At 67.7% G+C, this 15,315-nt stretch carries 13 protein-coding genes and 1 pseudogene; 6 read left to right on the forward strand and 8 right to left on the reverse strand.

All coding sequences use genetic code 11. The features are described 5' to 3' along the window. Positions 1-45: 45 nt before the first annotated feature. The 3 genes from BJG92_RS02050 (at position 46) to BJG92_RS02060 (ending at position 2,621) form a co-directional block, all read left to right on the forward strand. Positions 46-1,353, forward strand: a complete 1,308-nt coding sequence (locus BJG92_RS02050; protein WP_232082366.1) for an acyltransferase — start codon at positions 46-48, stop codon at positions 1,351-1,353. Next, entirely contained in the window at positions 1,350-1,688 is a 339-nt protein-coding gene (locus BJG92_RS02055) for a GNAT family N-acetyltransferase (RefSeq protein WP_232082355.1), read from the forward strand. The genes BJG92_RS02050 and BJG92_RS02055 overlap by 4 nt, the downstream gene beginning before the upstream one ends. 153 nt (positions 1,689-1,841) lie before the next feature. Continuing rightward, on the forward strand, positions 1,842-2,621 hold the full coding sequence (locus tag BJG92_RS02060) for an SDR family oxidoreductase (protein WP_232082356.1): 780 nt from the start codon (positions 1,842-1,844) through the stop codon (positions 2,619-2,621). 4 nt (positions 2,622-2,625) lie between these two features. Here BJG92_RS02060 and BJG92_RS02065 read toward each other — a convergent pair whose 3' ends face one another. Together BJG92_RS02065 and BJG92_RS02070 are read right to left on the reverse strand one after the other, a co-directional pair. Continuing rightward, a complete protein-coding gene (locus BJG92_RS02065; RefSeq protein ID WP_232082357.1) occupies positions 2,626-3,696 on the reverse strand; it encodes an FUSC family protein in 1,071 nt (356 codons plus the stop codon). Positions 3,697-3,838: 142 nt separating this feature from the next. Continuing rightward, positions 3,839-5,440, reverse strand: a complete 1,602-nt coding sequence (locus BJG92_RS02070) for an MFS transporter (protein WP_232082358.1) — start codon at positions 5,438-5,440, stop codon at positions 3,839-3,841. Positions 5,441-5,838: 398 nt separating this feature from the next. Here BJG92_RS02070 and BJG92_RS02075 point away from each other — a divergent pair, with 398 nt between their 5' ends. After that, positions 5,839-6,069 carry a hypothetical protein gene (locus tag BJG92_RS02075; RefSeq protein WP_232082359.1) on the forward strand — a complete coding sequence of 77 codons (231 nt, stop codon included), beginning with the start codon at positions 5,839-5,841 and terminating at the stop codon, positions 6,067-6,069. A gap of 221 nt (positions 6,070-6,290) precedes the next feature. Further along, positions 6,291-6,548 carry a hypothetical protein gene (locus tag BJG92_RS02080; RefSeq protein WP_232082360.1) on the forward strand — a complete coding sequence of 86 codons (258 nt, stop codon included), beginning with the start codon at positions 6,291-6,293 and terminating at the stop codon, positions 6,546-6,548. 8 nt (positions 6,549-6,556) lie between these two features. On the opposite strand, the gene BJG92_RS02085 is transcribed toward BJG92_RS02080, so the two are convergent. Continuing rightward, positions 6,557-9,055: an ATP-dependent DNA ligase gene (locus BJG92_RS02085; protein WP_232082367.1), complete on the reverse strand. Its 2,499-nt coding sequence runs from the start codon at positions 9,053-9,055 to the stop codon at positions 6,557-6,559. 82 nt (positions 9,056-9,137) lie between these two features. Here BJG92_RS02085 and BJG92_RS02090 point away from each other — a divergent pair, with 82 nt between their 5' ends. Further along, positions 9,138-10,139, forward strand: a complete 1,002-nt coding sequence (locus tag BJG92_RS02090; RefSeq protein ID WP_232082361.1) for a Ku protein — start codon at positions 9,138-9,140, stop codon at positions 10,137-10,139. An 88-nt stretch (positions 10,140-10,227) separates the two neighbouring features. On the opposite strand, the gene BJG92_RS02095 is transcribed toward BJG92_RS02090, so the two are convergent. From BJG92_RS02095 to BJG92_RS02115, 5 genes and pseudogenes are all read right to left on the reverse strand, one after another. Continuing rightward, a complete protein-coding gene (locus BJG92_RS02095) occupies positions 10,228-10,728 on the reverse strand; it encodes an SRPBCC family protein (RefSeq protein WP_232082362.1) in 501 nt (166 codons plus the stop codon). A gap of 132 nt (positions 10,729-10,860) precedes the next feature. Next, complete coding sequence (locus BJG92_RS02100) at positions 10,861-11,139, reverse strand: HPr family phosphocarrier protein (protein WP_232082363.1); 279 nt, start codon at positions 11,137-11,139, stop codon at positions 10,861-10,863. A gap of 59 nt (positions 11,140-11,198) precedes the next feature. After that, positions 11,199-13,268, reverse strand: a pseudogene (locus tag BJG92_RS02105) (fructose-specific PTS transporter subunit EIIC). 2 nt (positions 13,269-13,270) lie between these two features. Further along, positions 13,271-14,257 (reverse strand): 1-phosphofructokinase family hexose kinase, encoded by a 987-nt coding sequence (locus BJG92_RS02110; RefSeq protein ID WP_232082364.1) that lies wholly within the window; start codon positions 14,255-14,257, stop codon positions 13,271-13,273. Then, positions 14,254-15,057 carry a DeoR/GlpR family DNA-binding transcription regulator gene (locus BJG92_RS02115; RefSeq protein WP_232082365.1) on the reverse strand — a complete coding sequence of 268 codons (804 nt, stop codon included), beginning with the start codon at positions 15,055-15,057 and terminating at the stop codon, positions 14,254-14,256. Before BJG92_RS02115 ends, BJG92_RS02110 begins: the two co-directional genes overlap by 4 nt. Positions 15,058-15,315 lie beyond the last annotated feature (258 nt).

Here is a 15,315-nt window from a genome sequence, read left to right on the forward strand (position 1 = left end):
TATGGTTATCAACAGCCAGCCCTGGCAGCGTAGAAGAATCCACTAATTCCGCTGTCCGAAATACCCGCAGCAGCCCAGGACCTCGCCAGGTTTTTCTGCCTCGCGATCGTGGTGGTGGGGCACACCATGATGGTGAGCCCCGTGCTGCACCCGGACGGCACCGTGACCTCCGACAACACCCTCGGCAATCAGGGGTGGTTCGAGCCCGTGGTATGGGTCCTGCAGGTCATGCCGCTCTTCTTCGTCGCCGGGGGGATTACCGGCCTGCAATCCTGGCGCCGCCTCCGCGCCCGGGGTGGCAACGCCGTAGACTTCATGCAGGCCCGCATGCTGCGGCTCATCCGGCCGGCGGCGGCGCTGCTGGCCGTCATGTTCACCGGGCTCTGGGCGGCGCGGCTTGCCGGCGTTGACCGGCAGGTGATCCAGTTGCTGGCCACCGGGGCGGGGATGCCGCTGTGGTTCCTCGCGTCCTACCTTGCGGCGCAGCTTAGCCTTCCGCTCCTGGCACGGCTGCATGCCCGGGCACCCTGGCTGGCCCTGGCAGGTCTCACGTCGCTGGTGGTGGCGGTGGACTGCCTGCGGGGGGCGATGCCGGTTCTGGCGTACCTCAACATGATCTTCCTGTGGTGCGCCGTGCAGCAGCTCGGCTTCCTTCTCGCCGACGGTGACCTCCGGGACATCGGCCGCCCCGGGCTGGTGGGAATCATTCTGGGCAGCAACCTGACCCTGGGGGTGCTCGTGTGGCTGGGGCTGTACTCCGGGAACATGCTGGTGAACCTCAACCCGCCCAACCTGACTCTGCTGCTCCTCGGGTTCTCGCAGGCCGCGGCCCTGCAGCTACTCCGGCCTGTGCTGGCTGAGCTGGGGTCCCTTGCCTGGATGCGGCGGCTCATCGGGGCAGCCGGGCGGTTCTCGATGACCGTCTACCTCTGGCATCTGCCCCTGCTCGCGGCAATGTCCGGCATGCTGCTGCTGACCGATCTTCCACAGCCTGCGGGGGGAACCGCCGGCTGGTGGTGGGGCCGGCCGCTCGTGCTGCTGGCGTTGATCGGCCTGCTGCTGCCCGTGCTGGCGCTCGTCGGCCGGCTCGAAGAACGCCCGACGGCGCCGGTGACTGCCCCGTCCCGGCCGGCTGCCGCCGTGGTGACGGCCGCCGTCGTCGTCTATGTTCCGGTGGTCGACGCAGCACTCAACGGACTCACGCTGGGACTGCTCGGCGGGGGAGCAGCGTGTTTCGCGCTCGCCGTCCTGTTGCTGGGGCGGATCCCGGTCCGGCTCGTGGCCGAGTCGGCGCCCGGCGGATCGGGGCCGCCATTGCCACGCCCGCCTTTAAGTGCCAATGTCGAACCATGACCGAGAACTCTGCAGTCACTGAAGACACGTTCAGCCCGGACGTATCCACAACCCGGAATGATGAGCTGCACCGCTATGAACTCCATGTCGGCGGCGTGCTGGCAGTCGGGATCCGCTTCATTGACGAACCCGGCCATGTGGACTTCATTCACACGGACACTGCGGAGCAATTCCAGGGCCAGGGGCTCGGCAAAGTGCTGGCCCACTTCGCACTGGACGACGTAGTGGCGTCCGGCAAGCGGATCATTCCGAACTGCCCCTTTATGTACCGGTACCTGCGCACGCATGATTCCTACGAGCAGTATGTCGACTGGCCGGAGCAGCCCCCGGCCTAAGCTGGAGCCTTGGCCGCTCCGTTCTCCGCGCTGCAACTGCGGAGCATCGCGGACGCCGGCACGGTCCCGGATGAAAGCGGACCGCTCCGCAGGCGAACTGGCCGCAGGCCGGCCCGGGCTTGACGCTTCACCCGCCGCGGCTAGGCTGGCGCCATGACTTCCAGCGCGACACCAGCTGAGACATCCGCCCTGATTACCGGAGCAACCGCCGGCATCGGCGCGGAAATGGCCCGCCAGCTCGCGGAGCAGGGCCACAACGTGATCCTGGTGGCCCGTGACGACGCCCGGCTCCAGGCACGTGCGGCGGAGCTTCAGGATCGTTACGGAATCCGCGCCGAGGTGCTCGCGGCGGACCTCGCTGAGGACGGCGGCGTGGCGGCCGTCGTGGCACGCCTCGCGGACCCCTCCCGGCCCGTGGAGATCCTGGTGAACAACGCCGGGTTCGGGCTGCTGCAATCCTTCGCCGAGAACGATATCGCCGACGAGAAGCGGCACCTCAAACTGCACGTCGAGACCGCCATGGAGCTCACGCACGCCGCCCTGCAGGGCATGCTGGAACGGCGCTCCGGCCGGATCATCAATGTGGCCAGCGTTGCGGCGTTCCTGCCGCGGGAAACGTATTCGGCCGCGAAGGCGTGGCTGGTCAGCTTCTCCCGCTGGGCGAACATCGCCTATGCCGCGCGGGGCGTCAAAGTGACAGCGGTTTGTCCGGGCTTCACGCGCACGGAGTTCCACGACCGGATGGGGATGGACAAGACGGTGCCTCCGCGCTGGATGTGGCTAGAGGCGGAGCGCGTTGTCCGTGAGGGCCTGGCCGACAACGCCCGCGGCAAGGCTGTCTCCGTCCCGACGAAGCGCTACAAGGTGCTGCTGGCAGCCGCGCGGATCCTGCCGTCCAGGCTCGTGGCCGGGCCGCCGCGCCGCGCCAAATAGCCGGTCAGCGCCGGACGGCCCATGCTCCTGTTGGCCGCCACCGGGGCATCAGGACAACGACGAGGATGCCGAGGCCGGCACCGATCAGTGTCTCGACGGCGCGGTCCATCACGAGCACGTGCGGGTCGGCGGGGGCGGCGAGCTGCGTCATCAGCAGGATCACCGGCGTGAAGGAGACCATGGCAATCCCGTAGTGCCGCGTCATGAACAGCTCGGTGGTGAATTGCAAGACGATCACGAGCACTGCCAGGACCACGGTCTCCCGGCCAGGGAAGGCCTGCAGTGGCGACAACGCCCAGGGGAACAGCACCAGGGCGACCACCACCAGGCCGAGCAGGGTCCCGACGATCCGGTGCAGCCCGCGGTAGACGCTGCTGGGCATGTCCGGCCCGGCGAGTGGCACGGCCGCGGCGGCCATGGCCCAGTGCGGATGCCCGCTGCCGCTCAGCACGCCGATGGATCCGGCAGCGCCGACAGCCACGAGGTAGCGGGCCGCATGGAGCCAGGCAGCCCGACGCCGGGCCCCGCGCAGTGCCGGAACGTCGCGTTCCGCACCGGGATCCCAGGCCCGGCCCCGGACCCAGCCGACGAAGCCCACCAGCATCGAAAACGCGGCGGACAGGGCTCCGACCAGCACGGCCCAGGTCCAGGGTGCCGGGGTGGGGATGGACGCGCAGGCGCCCAGGGCCAGGAGGCCGAAAAAGGGGCCGTTGGGCTTCAACCCGACCTTGTCCGCGAACAGGGACCCCGCCGCGGCGAGCACCGTTTCGGTGAGAACCAGCGCCCAGGAATGGAGGTGGTTCACCGAGAGGAACACGCCGACGGCCAGCCCGCCCACCAGCAGGAGAGCGGCCTGGCCCTGATGCCTGAGCCGCAGCTGATGGGGCTCGGCCCGGCCATACATTCCGGTGAGGGCGCCGAAGACGGCGTAGATGATGAGCTCCGGGCGGCCGGCGGCGAGGAGCACGAGGGACGGGACGGCCACGCTGAGGGCCACGCGCACCGCCGAGAGGTGGTCCTTGTCCGCCGGCGCGAGGCTGTGAAGGACGCTCAGATGACGAAGGAGGGACTGCACGGCGGACCTCCTCTGGCTGTGGCTGGCAGGCTATCGGTTTGGGCCGCCGCCGGACGCGCCTAAGGCCTGCTCCGGGTGCTTCCCTCAACGGGAAGATCACGCGGAGCAGGCCTTGATGGGCGGGGCTGCCGGAGGGGCAGGCTTAGGCCTGGGCCGGAACCTTCTCGGATTCGCGGGCCGCCGTCGAGTCAGCGGGCAACGTGGTGAAGGGCATGTCCATATGCTCCAGGTCGATCAGCGGGTTCTCGTCCTGGTTCGCGACGAGCTCCTTGGCCTCGGCCTCGGTGTCCACGCTGGGCATGGATCCCGGAAGCGGCATCTGGGCCGATTCCTTGAGGAAGTAGATCGCCGCGGCACCGATCGCCGAGGTGGCCATCAGGTAGTACGCCGGCATCATGTCATTGCCGGTGGCGCCGATGAGGGCGGCGACGATGAACGGCGTGGTGCCGCCGAAGATGGCCACGGAGAAGTTGTACGCGATGCCCATCGCGCCGTACCGGCTCGACGTCGGGAACTGGGCCGGCAGCGCGGAGGCGAGGTTGGCCACGTAGAACGTCACCGGGAAGGCGATCAATGACAGCCCGGCCAGGGTGGACCAGACATCACCGATGCCGATCAGCACGAACGCCGGTATGGCCAGCACTACTGTGCTCAGCGCACCGATCCACAGCACGGGGCGGCGGCCGATCCGGTCTGAAAGCTTGCCGGTCAGCGGGATGCAGAGGCTCATGATGACCAGCACGGGGATCGTCAGCAACGTGCCGTGGACGGGGTCATAGCCCTTGGACTCGGTGAGGTACGTCGGCATGTAGGACGTCAGGGCGTAGCCGGCGGTGTTCGCGGCTGCCACGAGGATCATCGCCACGATGAGTGAACGCCAGTAAGCCTTGACGATCCCCACCGGGCCCTTCGAGGCGGCGGCATCCCCGGCGCTGGCGCCCTTGGAGCTTTCCTCCTGGGCGTCCAGGGTGGCCTGGAACTGGGGGGATTCCTCGATCTTGCTCCGGAAGTAGACAGCGATCAGGCCCAGCGGGCCGGCCAGCAGGAACGGGATTCGCCAGCCCCACTGCTCCATGGTGTCCTGGCCGAGGGTCAGCTGCAGCACGGAAACGAGGGCCGCGCCGGCCGCGAAGCCGAGGTAGCTGCCCATGTCCAGGAAGCTTGCGAAGAAGCCGCGGCGCTTGTCCGGGGCGTATTCGCTGACAAAGGTGGTGGCGCCGGCGTACTCGCCGCCGGTGGAGAAGCCCTGGACGACCTTCAACAGGACCAGCAGGACCGCGGCCCAGATACCGATCTGCGCGTAGCCGGGCAGGAGCCCGACGGCGAAGGTGCTGGCGGCCATGATCATCAGCGTGGCCGCGAGGACCTTCTGGCGGCCGATCTTGTCGCCGAGCCAGCCAAAGATAACTCCGCCGAGGGGGCGGGCAATGAAGGTGGCGGCGAACGTTCCCAGCAGGAACAGGGTCTGCACGGACTTGTCCGCTTCGGGCAGGAACACCGGTCCCATGGTGGTGATCAGGTAGCCGAACACGCCGACGTCGTACCATTCCATGGTGTTACCCACAATGGTGCCGCCGAGTGCTTTCTTGAGCATCGGCTGGTTGACGACGTTGACGTCAGACTCTTTGAGTCGACGGCGTGTCCGTAGCTTTGGTTTTCTCACACCCTTGGGTGCAACTATGTTGGTTCCGCCGGCGTTCATAACGCCTGCTGAAGAGTCGGTCGTGCTTAGGTCTGTGGGCATTTGGGCCACTCCTGGGGAGGTCATTTGCTTGCGACTGGTAGCTGCCCCGCTCTGGGCAGGCCTTCAATTTTACGCGAATTCTCTGGAGTTTCCGAGTTCGGTGCCGTATGATCCGCTGTTTCGCCCGCGGAACGGGGCGGATCCGGGGAATTGTTTTCCCCCGTTTCACCGCGCCATTGCTGGGAAGCGGAGCCGTCCGCCGCGTCGCGGCCAAACTTTTTGCCCTGAAGGCGCCAGGAGGCCGCCTTCGGGCCCGGATTGGCGCCTTTCGGGCCGCCCGGGACGTCGCCTGGGGTCCCGCAGGCCGCGCCGAAAAGGGGTACCCAAGCTATCCGGAAAGCGCCTAGGGTTGATGCCAGCGGAGCGCTGATGAAAAGCCACACACAGGAGAGCAGCCCATGACCGGCAGAGACACCGAAGAAACCCCTGAGGCCACCCCTGAAACCGGGGCGGATGCCACACCGGCCGGGCAGGCGAAGGGCATCAAATCACGACTGACCGATGCCCAGAAGGAAATGCTCGCCAGCAAGTCGCGCGGCGGCGCCGGTTCACAGAGCGTCGGCCACAGCCACAAGCCCACGCATGTCAGCGGAAAGCAGGGCCCGGCGGAAAAGAAGGTCCGCTGGTAACTGCTACAGACAACACTTCCGTGCCGACCTACCATGAGGGAACACGTCAGTCACCGTTCCACGACCCTGCGGTTATCTCGGAGGTCACTGCACGGCTTTGATTGCTGGAGTATTGATTGCTGGAGTATTGATTGCTGGATTTATTTGCACAGCTAAACCTGCAGAGTTAAGGTGCAGCTCGTTTGCACAGTTTTTAGTCTGCACAGCGGAAGGGAAGAACAATGGCGGAACACCACTTCGGCGAAGAGATCGAGCCTAGCGTAGCCAGTCACCTGGCTGAGTCCATGGGCGAGGCTCCCGGCCCGGAAACCACGCGCCCCGCTCCGCCCACCGCAGCAGAGGGCCAGCAGTGGCCGGACGGCAGCGGGAAACACCGTCATCCCAAGGAGCACGACGTCCAGCATGGCCGGATGGGCCATGAGGCCGCCGTGAACGCGGTTCACCGGACCGGCAAGCCGGACATCCCGCACTCTTCCTAGCCACTCACTCAGCCCTGCTCCACCGCCACATCGGCCGGTGTCTTGTCCAGCCGCCAGCCCCGCCAGACCGGGTGCCGGAGCTTCCCGGCGGCGGTCCATTCCCCGTAGGTGACCTCTCCGACGAGCCGGGCGCTCACCCAGTGCGCGTCCGAGGCATCGGCCGCCGGCACCTCGTCGAAGGGTGACGTTTTCCGGGGCAGGGCATCCAGTTGCTGCCGCAGTTCCTTGAGTTCGCGGGTGCTGAAGCCGCTGCCCACCCGCCCCACGTACCGCAGTCCCGAGCCGTCCGGGATTCCCAGCAGCAGCGATCCAACGGACTGGCTGCGCTCTCCTTTTCCCGGCCGCCAGCCGCCGACCACCACTTCCTGGGTGCGTTCGAACTTGAGCTTCAGCCAGGACCGGCTCCGCTGGCCGACGTAGCGGCCGTCGGTGCGCTTGGCCATCACACCCTCGAGCCCCAGCTCTTCGGCGCTTTCCAGGATGTGCCGGACATCGCCGTCGATTACCGCGGAGAGTTCCACCGGGCAGCCGGAGCGGCGGAAAAACCCCTCCAGCCGGGACCGGCGTTCACTGAGCGGGAGGCGGCGGAGGTCCCTGCCGCCGTCGGACAGGAGGTCGAACAGCATCAGCCGCACCGGCGTGGAGAGCCGCGCCTTGGCGACCTCGTTGGCCTTGGTCAGCTTCATGCGGCCCTGCAGCAAGCCGAAGTCGGGGCGCCCGGACGGTCCGACGGCGATGATCTCGCCGTCGGCGATGAAGTCCTGCTGCGGCCAGCAGGAGCGCTCGGTCAGTTCGGGATAGCTCGCGGACATCTCGTTGCCGTTGCGGCTCAGGATGCGGATCCCCTTCGCGTCCCCCACGACCAGGGCGCGGACCCCATCCCACTTCAGTTCAAACTGCCAGTCCTTGTCCGGCAGGTCCGCAGCGGTTCCGGCGCTCGCGAGCATCGGGCTGAAATCCGCCGGATCCGCCGCGGGAGGGCCTTCGGCGCCGGGGTCCGCGGCACCTGCGTCTGCTTCAGTGCCGGCTTGCGCGCCTGCCGTCCCGCCGTCGTCCGCGCCGGGCGCCGTCGTCTCGTGGCGTCCACGGGCTGGCCCCAGCGGGTCCATTAGATGGATGAGCCACTGGTCGTCGGCCTTGCCGGTGTGGATCAGGGCGAACCGGCGGGTGCCGCCCAGGCCGCCGTCGTCCGCCCCCGTGAGGGTGGCGATGACCTCCTTGCCGGCGATCCATTTCTCGCAGTCGTAGGACCCGTGGTCCCAGATGCTCACGGTGCCGGCGCCGTACTGGCCCTTGGGGATGGTCCCCTCGAAGCCGGCGTAGTCCATCGGGTGGTCCTCGGTCTGGACCGCGAGGTGGTTCTTCGTTTTAGTGGTGGGGACGCCCTTGGGCAACGCCCAGGACACCAGTACGCCGTCGCGCTCCAGTCGGAAGTCGAAGTGCAGGCGGCTGGCATGGTGTTCCTGGATCACGAACTTCTCCCGGATGGTGCCGGCGCTGGCCTCGTGGTGTTGCTCGGCCGTGAACGGTTCCGGGGTCGCCGCGGCGTCGCGTTTGGTGCGGTACCGCTCCAGCCGGGGGTCGGCGTCGCCGCCGTCGCCCGTGGGCTCGGCGGGCGCCTGCGCCGGCTGGCCGGGGGAGCGCTGCCCGCCGGAGATAGCGGCGAAGGGGTCCTTGCCGGCGCCCACCCGCTTCATGACGTCCCGGTAGTCCAGCTGGTGCAGGGCCGGGGCGCTGAGCTCGCGCCAGGTCCGGGGCGCGGCGACCGTGGGCTGGAGCCGCCCGCGCAGCGAATAGGGCACGATGGTGGTCTTCGCGGCGCTGTTCTGGCTCCAGTCCACCAGGACCTTGCCGGTGCGCAGCGTCTTCTTCATGTCGCTGACGGCGAGGTCCGGATGGTCCGCTTCCAGCGACCGGGCCAGTTCATGGGCGAACTCGGAGATCTGCTCCGAGCTGCGGGTCCCGTCGAGCGCCGCGTAGAGGTGTATGCCTTTGCTGCCGCTGGTCACCGGAACGGGATCCAGGCCGACATCCTGCAGGATGGCGCGGGCCAGTTTGGCGACTTCCACACATTCCGCCAGCCCCGCACCCTCTCCGGGGTCCAGATCCAGCACCAGCCTGTCCGGCGCCAGCTGGTTGCCGTGGGAATCCACGCGCCACTGCGGCACATGGATCTCCAGCGCGGCGATCTGCGCCAGCCACGCAAGCGTGGCCGGGTCATTGACCAGGGGGTACTGGATGGTCCGTTCCTTGTGTGTGATGGACGCCCGGGGCACCCACCCCGGAGTCGAATGATCCAGGTTCTTCTGGAAGAACATCTCCCCCGGCGCGACGGCGGTCCCCACGCCATGCACCCAGCGCTTCCGGGTGGCCGGCCGGTTGGCCGCCGCCGGAATCAGGACGGGCGCCACGGCGGCGTAGTAGGTCAGGACATCGGCCTTGGTGGTCCCGGTCTCGGGATACAGGACCTTGTCCAGGTTCGTCACCACGATTTCGCGGCCGGCCACGCGGACCCGCTGTTTGCCGGAGGACGGCGTCGTTTCAGGCAAGGCCCTTCACCTCTGTGCACCTGTGATGTTCACTTGATCCATGAGAGCCATCTGGAAAGGCGCAATAGCGTTCGGGCTGGTCAACGTGCCCGTCAAGGTTTACAGCGCAACCGAGGACCACGACATCAGCCTCCATCAGGTCCACAACGCCGACGGCGGCCGGATCCGCTACCAGCGCCGCTGCGAGGTGTGCAGCAAGATCGTGGACTACGAGGACATCGACAAAGCCTACGAGGACGACGGACGCACGGTGGTCCTGAGCCGCGACGAGCTCAAGTCCATCCCGGCCGAGAACAGCCACGAGATTGACGTCGTGCAGTTCGTCCCGGCCGAGCAGCTCGATCCCGTCACGTTCGAGAAGAGCTACTACCTCGAGCCGGATTCCAAGTCCCCCAAGGCCTACATGCTGCTGCGACGCGCCCTTGAGGACACCGACCGGGTGGCCATTGTCCAGTTCGCCCTGCGGGACAAAACGAGGCTGGGGGCACTGCGGGTCCGCGGCGACGTGCTGATGCTGCAGGCCCTGCTCTGGGCCGACGAGGTGCGGGAGGCCAGCTTCCCCTCGCTTGAGACCTCCATCCGGATCTCCGCCCAGGAGCGTGAAATGTCCGCTGCGCTGGTCGATTCGATGGCGGCGGACTTCGAACCGGACCAGTTCACCGACGACTACCAGGTCCAGCTCCGCACCCTCATCGAGGCGAAGCTGGAGAAGGGGGAGTCCCTCGACACCGAGGAGACCTTCGGGGTGCCCGCCGCAGCATCCGGCGACGGCGAGGTGATCGACCTGATGGAAGCGCTCAAACGGAGCCTCGAGAAAAAGCGCGGAGGCGTGGCGGCCCCGGCTAAGGGGGATGCCCGGGCCGCTGCGAAGCCGGCCGCGAAGAGGGCCGCGAAGACGGCCGCCGCTGGGCCTGCCGCGAAGACGGCCTCGAAGACGGCCGCCGCCAGGCCGGCCGCGAAGACGGCTTCGCGGACCGCGGCGAAAGCCGCTGCCGCCGAAGCCCCCGAGGCCGACGCGAAAAGTGCGCGCAGGGAGGCCTGAGACTCCGGTCGTGCAGTCCCCGGCCATCGGACTCAGGCGTTCCCGAGCCCCGAGGCAAGCCCGGTATTCTTCTTCTTCGGGGCCACGGCTACCTCGGCCGCCGGTCTTCGGCGCTGTAGGCGTCGACGTCGACCTCACCCTGCTCAACGGAGGAGCGCCACTCGCCGGTCTCGATGCCGCGGGATTCGATGAATTCCTTGAAGCGACCGAGGTCCGCGGTCACCTGGCGGCTGTCCGCGCCGAGGGCTGAACCGGCCTTCTCCGCCAGGCCCTCGGGATCCCATTCCAGCTCCACACTGACCCGCGCGCGCTCCCCGCCGAGCGGCTCGAACGTCACCGTTCCGGCGTTTCGCGGCTTGTCCGTGCTGACCCAGGCAATCTTCCGGTCCGGCGTCTGCTCCGTGATCTGGGCCAGGTACTCGCGCCTGACCCCGGCGATCTCGGTGCGGAACTGCAGGGACGTCTCGTCGATCTGTTCCACCGATTGGACCCCGCTCATGAACTCGGGGAAAGTCTCGAACTGCGTCCACTGGTTGTAGGCGGTGGACACGGGAACGTCGACTTCAATGCTGTCCTGCACGCTTGCCACGGGGTTGTCTCCTTTGGCCGGGAACCAGTTGAGCGGCTGTCCACGGGTGGTGGTGCCGCGGATTCCAAACTATCGGCGCGGCGGGGCTCTGACAAGCATGCGCTAGGGGTGCTTAGCGGCGGTGCGGTGGTGCTATGCGGCGTCGTGATCCGTCTCGAGAATCCGGACCAGGCGCTCGAGGGCTGCGTCGGCGCCGTCGCCCTCGGCACGCAACACCACAACCTCGCCGTGGGATGCGCCGAGGCTCATCAGGGACAGGATGCTGGCGGCGTCCATGGCCTCGTCCTCCGGTTCACCCAGGCGGGCGATGGTGATTTCGAGATCGAACTCGCCCGCAGCCTCGGCGAAGATGGCGGCCGGGCGGGCGTGCAGCCCTACGCGGCTGCCAATCGTGGCGTGACGTTCGGTCATTTCTGCTCCTTGGTTTCAGATTGGGGAATGTCAGCTAGCGGAAAGTCTGCCCGGTGGGCTCAGGCGGCTACGGGAACCGCCACCAACGAATCAACCGGCTTCTTGACTGCCCAGCGCTTGAGCCCGATCACGGCAAAGGCGCTCACGGCGGTACCGGCAGCGATCGCGACGACGAACATCAGGAAGTTATCGATCGCGAAGAAGACGAAGATTCCGCCGTGCGGAGCCTTCGATCCCACCCCTGCCGCCATCGAGATGGCACCCGTCACGGCCCCGCCGAGCATGCTGGCCGGGATGACGCGAAGCGGGTCTGCGGCTGCGAACGGGATGGCACCTTCGGTGATGAAAGAGGCTCCGAGCAGCCAGGCGGCCTTGCCGTTTTCCTGCTCCGCCAGGCTGAAAAGCCTCTTGTTCAGCACGGTCGCAGCCAGTGCCATGGCCAGCGGCGGGACCATGCCCGCGGCCATGACGGCCGCCATGATTTGCCACGGCGCCTGGTTAGCGATGGAGGCTGCGCCCAGGCCTGCGACGGCGAATGAGTAGGCAACCTTGTTGACCGGACCGCCGAGGTCGAAGCACATCATCAGGCCCAGGATGACGCCCAGGGCGATGGCGCTGGCACCGGTGAGGCCGGCCAGGAATTCGTTGAGTCCGACAGTGACCCGGGCGATGTAGGCGCCCAGGAAGACAAACAGCAGGCCCGATGCCACGAGTGAGGCTACGAGCGGGATAATGACCACCGGCATCAGGCCGCGCAGCCACCGGGCCACGCTGAGTTTGCCGATCGCATGTGCCACGTAGCCGGCGATCAGGCCGCCGACGATGCCGCCGAGGAAGCCTGCGCCCATGAAGACGGCAACGGCGCCCGCAACGAAGCCCGGGGCGATGCCGGGCCGGTCGGCGATGGCGTAGGCGATGTAGCCGGCCAGGGCGGGCACGAGGAAGCCGAGGGACAAGGCGCCGATCTTGAAAAGCACGGCACCCAGATAGGCGCCCAGCGGGCCCCACGCCAGTTCCGGATACACGGTGGGCAGGTTGAAGAGGCTGTTATCCGCGAGGATCTTGTCCGCGAAGCCCGTGATGTCGTAGCCGCCCAGCAGGAAGCCGAGGGCGATGAGCAGACCGCCGCCCGCAACGAACGGGATCATGTAGCTGACGCCCGTGAGGAGCGCCTTCTTCAGTTTCGTGCCGAGGTGCTCGCCCTTTTCCTCTGCCTCGTGTTCGGCCTGCTCCTCGGCGCCGTAGTGCGGCACGCGGCGGGCATGCGGGTTGTCCGCGGCGGCGAGTGCTTCCGCGACCATCTTGTCCGGCTCGTCGATACCGCGCTTGACCGGGGCGTTGATCACCGGCATGCCGGCGAAACGCTCTTTGCCGCGCACGTCCACGTCCACGGCGAAGATCACGGCGTCCGCGGCGGCGATGACGGCCGGATCAAGTGCCTTCGCGCCAGAGGATCCCTGGGTTTCCACCTGCAGGTCCACGCCGACTTCCTTGGCCGCGGCGACCAGCGAGTCGGCGGCCATGTAGGTGTGGGCAATGCCGGTAGGGCAGGCGGTGACGGCGACGAGGCGCTTGGGCCCTTTGGCCTTCCCGGTACCGCCACCTTCTCCGGCGGCGCCTGCGGCGGCTCCGGGGGCGGGGGCGCCGGACGGTGCCGTCACGGCGTGGACGGTGGGTTTGTCCGCCAGTGCGGCTTCGACGAGTTCCACAATCTCCGCCTAGGAGGTTGCGGCGCGCAGACTGGCCGTGAAGTCCTTCTCAATGAGGGACCTCGCAAGCTTCGAGAGCAGCTTCAGGTGCTCCTGGTCCGCGCCCTCCGGAGCGGCAATGAAGAAAATCAGATCTGCCGGTCCGTCCTTGGCACCGAAATCGACCGGCCGGGACAGCCGCGCCATTGCCAGGGTGGGGTGGGTGACCGCCGTCGAGCGGCAGTGCGGGATCGCGATGCCGCCCGGAACGCCGGTTGCGGTCTTGGACTCCCTGGCGAAGGCGTCCGCGAAGAGTCCCTCGACTTCGGTGGCGCGTCCGTTGGCTGCAACCCTGCCAGCCAGGTGCCGGATGACGTCCTCGGGCGTGCTGCCCAGGTTCTGGTCGAGCTCGACCAGGTCGGTGGTGATGAGCTGAGTCACTGTCAATCCTTCTTCAGGGCCGTGATGGTTACGGCGTCGGGGGTGGTTTGGTGAACTGCCGGAACTGTGGAGCCCGGCAGCGAAGCGGCAGCGGCACCATGGGCCACAGCCTGACGGAGACAATCGGCCGGGGCGGCGCCCCGGCTGGAGGCGAGCAGGTAGCCGGCCAGCGAGGAATCGCCGGCGCCTACCGTGCTCACTGCGGTGACCGGCGGGTGCGTGGCCAGCCACGCGCCGTCGGCCGTTACAAGCACCGCGCCCTTGGAGCCGAGCGTTGCCAGCACGGCACCCACCCCGGAGCGCACGACGGCGGCGGCCGCTGCCGCGGCTGCCCCCGGATCCGCTTCGAGTTCTTCGGCGGACCTGTGCGCGGCGAACCCGGCTGCGGCAGCCAGTTCCGCCAGTTCCTCGGCATTGGGTTTTATCAGGTCCGGTTTCCCCAGGGTGTCGCCGGAGATCACGGCGGCGAGCGGTTCGCCGGAGGAATCGACGGCGACCAGCGGAGCCTTGTTGCCGTGATCCATGGAGCGCAGCCGCCGGGTGACGGTGGCGTAGAAGTCCGCCGGGACCCCGGGTGGGAGCGACCCGGCCAGGACCACCCAGCTGGCTCCGCGGGCTCGGTCCAGGAGCAGCCCGATCAGGGCTTCCTGCTGGTCCGGACTCAGCACCGGGCCGGGTTCGTTGATCTTGGTGGTGACGCCGCCGGGTTCGGTGAGCGCCACATTGCTGCGCAGCGGCTCGCCGATCGGGAGGGCGGCGAACGGCACGTCGCCTTCCCGGAGCCCGGCCAGGACCGGATCGGCCTCGGCTCCGGGCAGCACGGCGACTGTCGTGAGCCCCGCGGCGACGAGTGCGCGCGAGACGTTAACGCCCTTTCCGCCGGATTCCTGCCGGACGGAGACAGCCCGCTGGACTTCGCCGCGGAGCAGGGGACCCGGCAGCGCCACGGTGCGGTCCAGGCTCGGGTTGACGGTCAGGGTGACAATCAAGCGACCACCACCTCCACGCCGGCCTCGGCGAGGGCGTCGGCCAGGTCCTGACCGGGTTTCGTGTCAGTGATCAAGGTGTCCAGATCTTTCAACGAGGCGAACTGGACCAGGGTTTCGGCGTCCAGCTTGGAGGCATCAGCCAGCACCACGATGCGGCGTGCTGATTGGACGAAGGCAGCCTTGACGGCGGCTTCTTCAGGATCGGGAGTGCTCAGCCCGAAGGCTGCGTGGATGCCGTTGGTGCCGATGAAGGCGATGTCCGGGCGGATCCGGCGGGCGGCTTCCACGGTGGACTGCCCGACGGCGGCCTGGGTGATCCCGCGGACCTTGCCGCCGAGCAGGTGCAGGGCGATGCCGGGTTCGCCGGAAAGCCTTGTTGCGATGGGCAGGGAATGCGTGATGACCACCAGTTCCGCATCCGGGGCTGTGCTGGCGGCTGTTGCGGCCGTCCGGGTGGCCAGGAGCCCCGCGAGGGCCTCTGTGGTGGAACCGGCGTCAATGAGGATGCTTCCGGCGCGGCCTTGCGGGATGAGAGCCAGGGCGGCTTCGGCGATGCGGATCTTTTCCGGCTGCCGCTGGACCGTCCGCTCCAGGATGCTCTCCTCGGTGGTGCTGAACCTGTCCGGGGAAACAGCCCCGCCGTGGACCCTGCGCACAGTACCGACGGCTTCGAGGGTGGCGAGGTCCCGGCGGACAGTCTCGGTGGTGATCCTGAAACGGTCTGCAAGCTCAGTGACGCTGGCCCGGCCGCTCGCGGAGATGAGACCGACAATCAGCTGCTGGCGTTCTTCGGCGAACACTGGCTCTCCTTTGGGTCAGTAATGCGGATAATCCCGCGATTTCCGTGATGGCCATCACATGAAGTGGATTTAGTTGACTTTATCTTTGAACGTGTGGCTTTGTCAATGAAAACAACATGGACGCAGAAAGGTTCGTTCGGCGTCGGGGGGACATGTCCAGTCTTGGCGCGGGGAATTGGGCAGTTTGGGACTATGTCCACCCGCGGGCCGGAGGGCTGGGCATGCGCCGCGGGGGAAGGTGAAGCCTCGGGTGGGGCG

Source organism: Arthrobacter sp. SO5, assembly GCF_020532805.1.
In the GTDB taxonomy this organism is placed as follows: Bacteria; Actinomycetota; Actinomycetes; order Actinomycetales; family Micrococcaceae; genus Arthrobacter.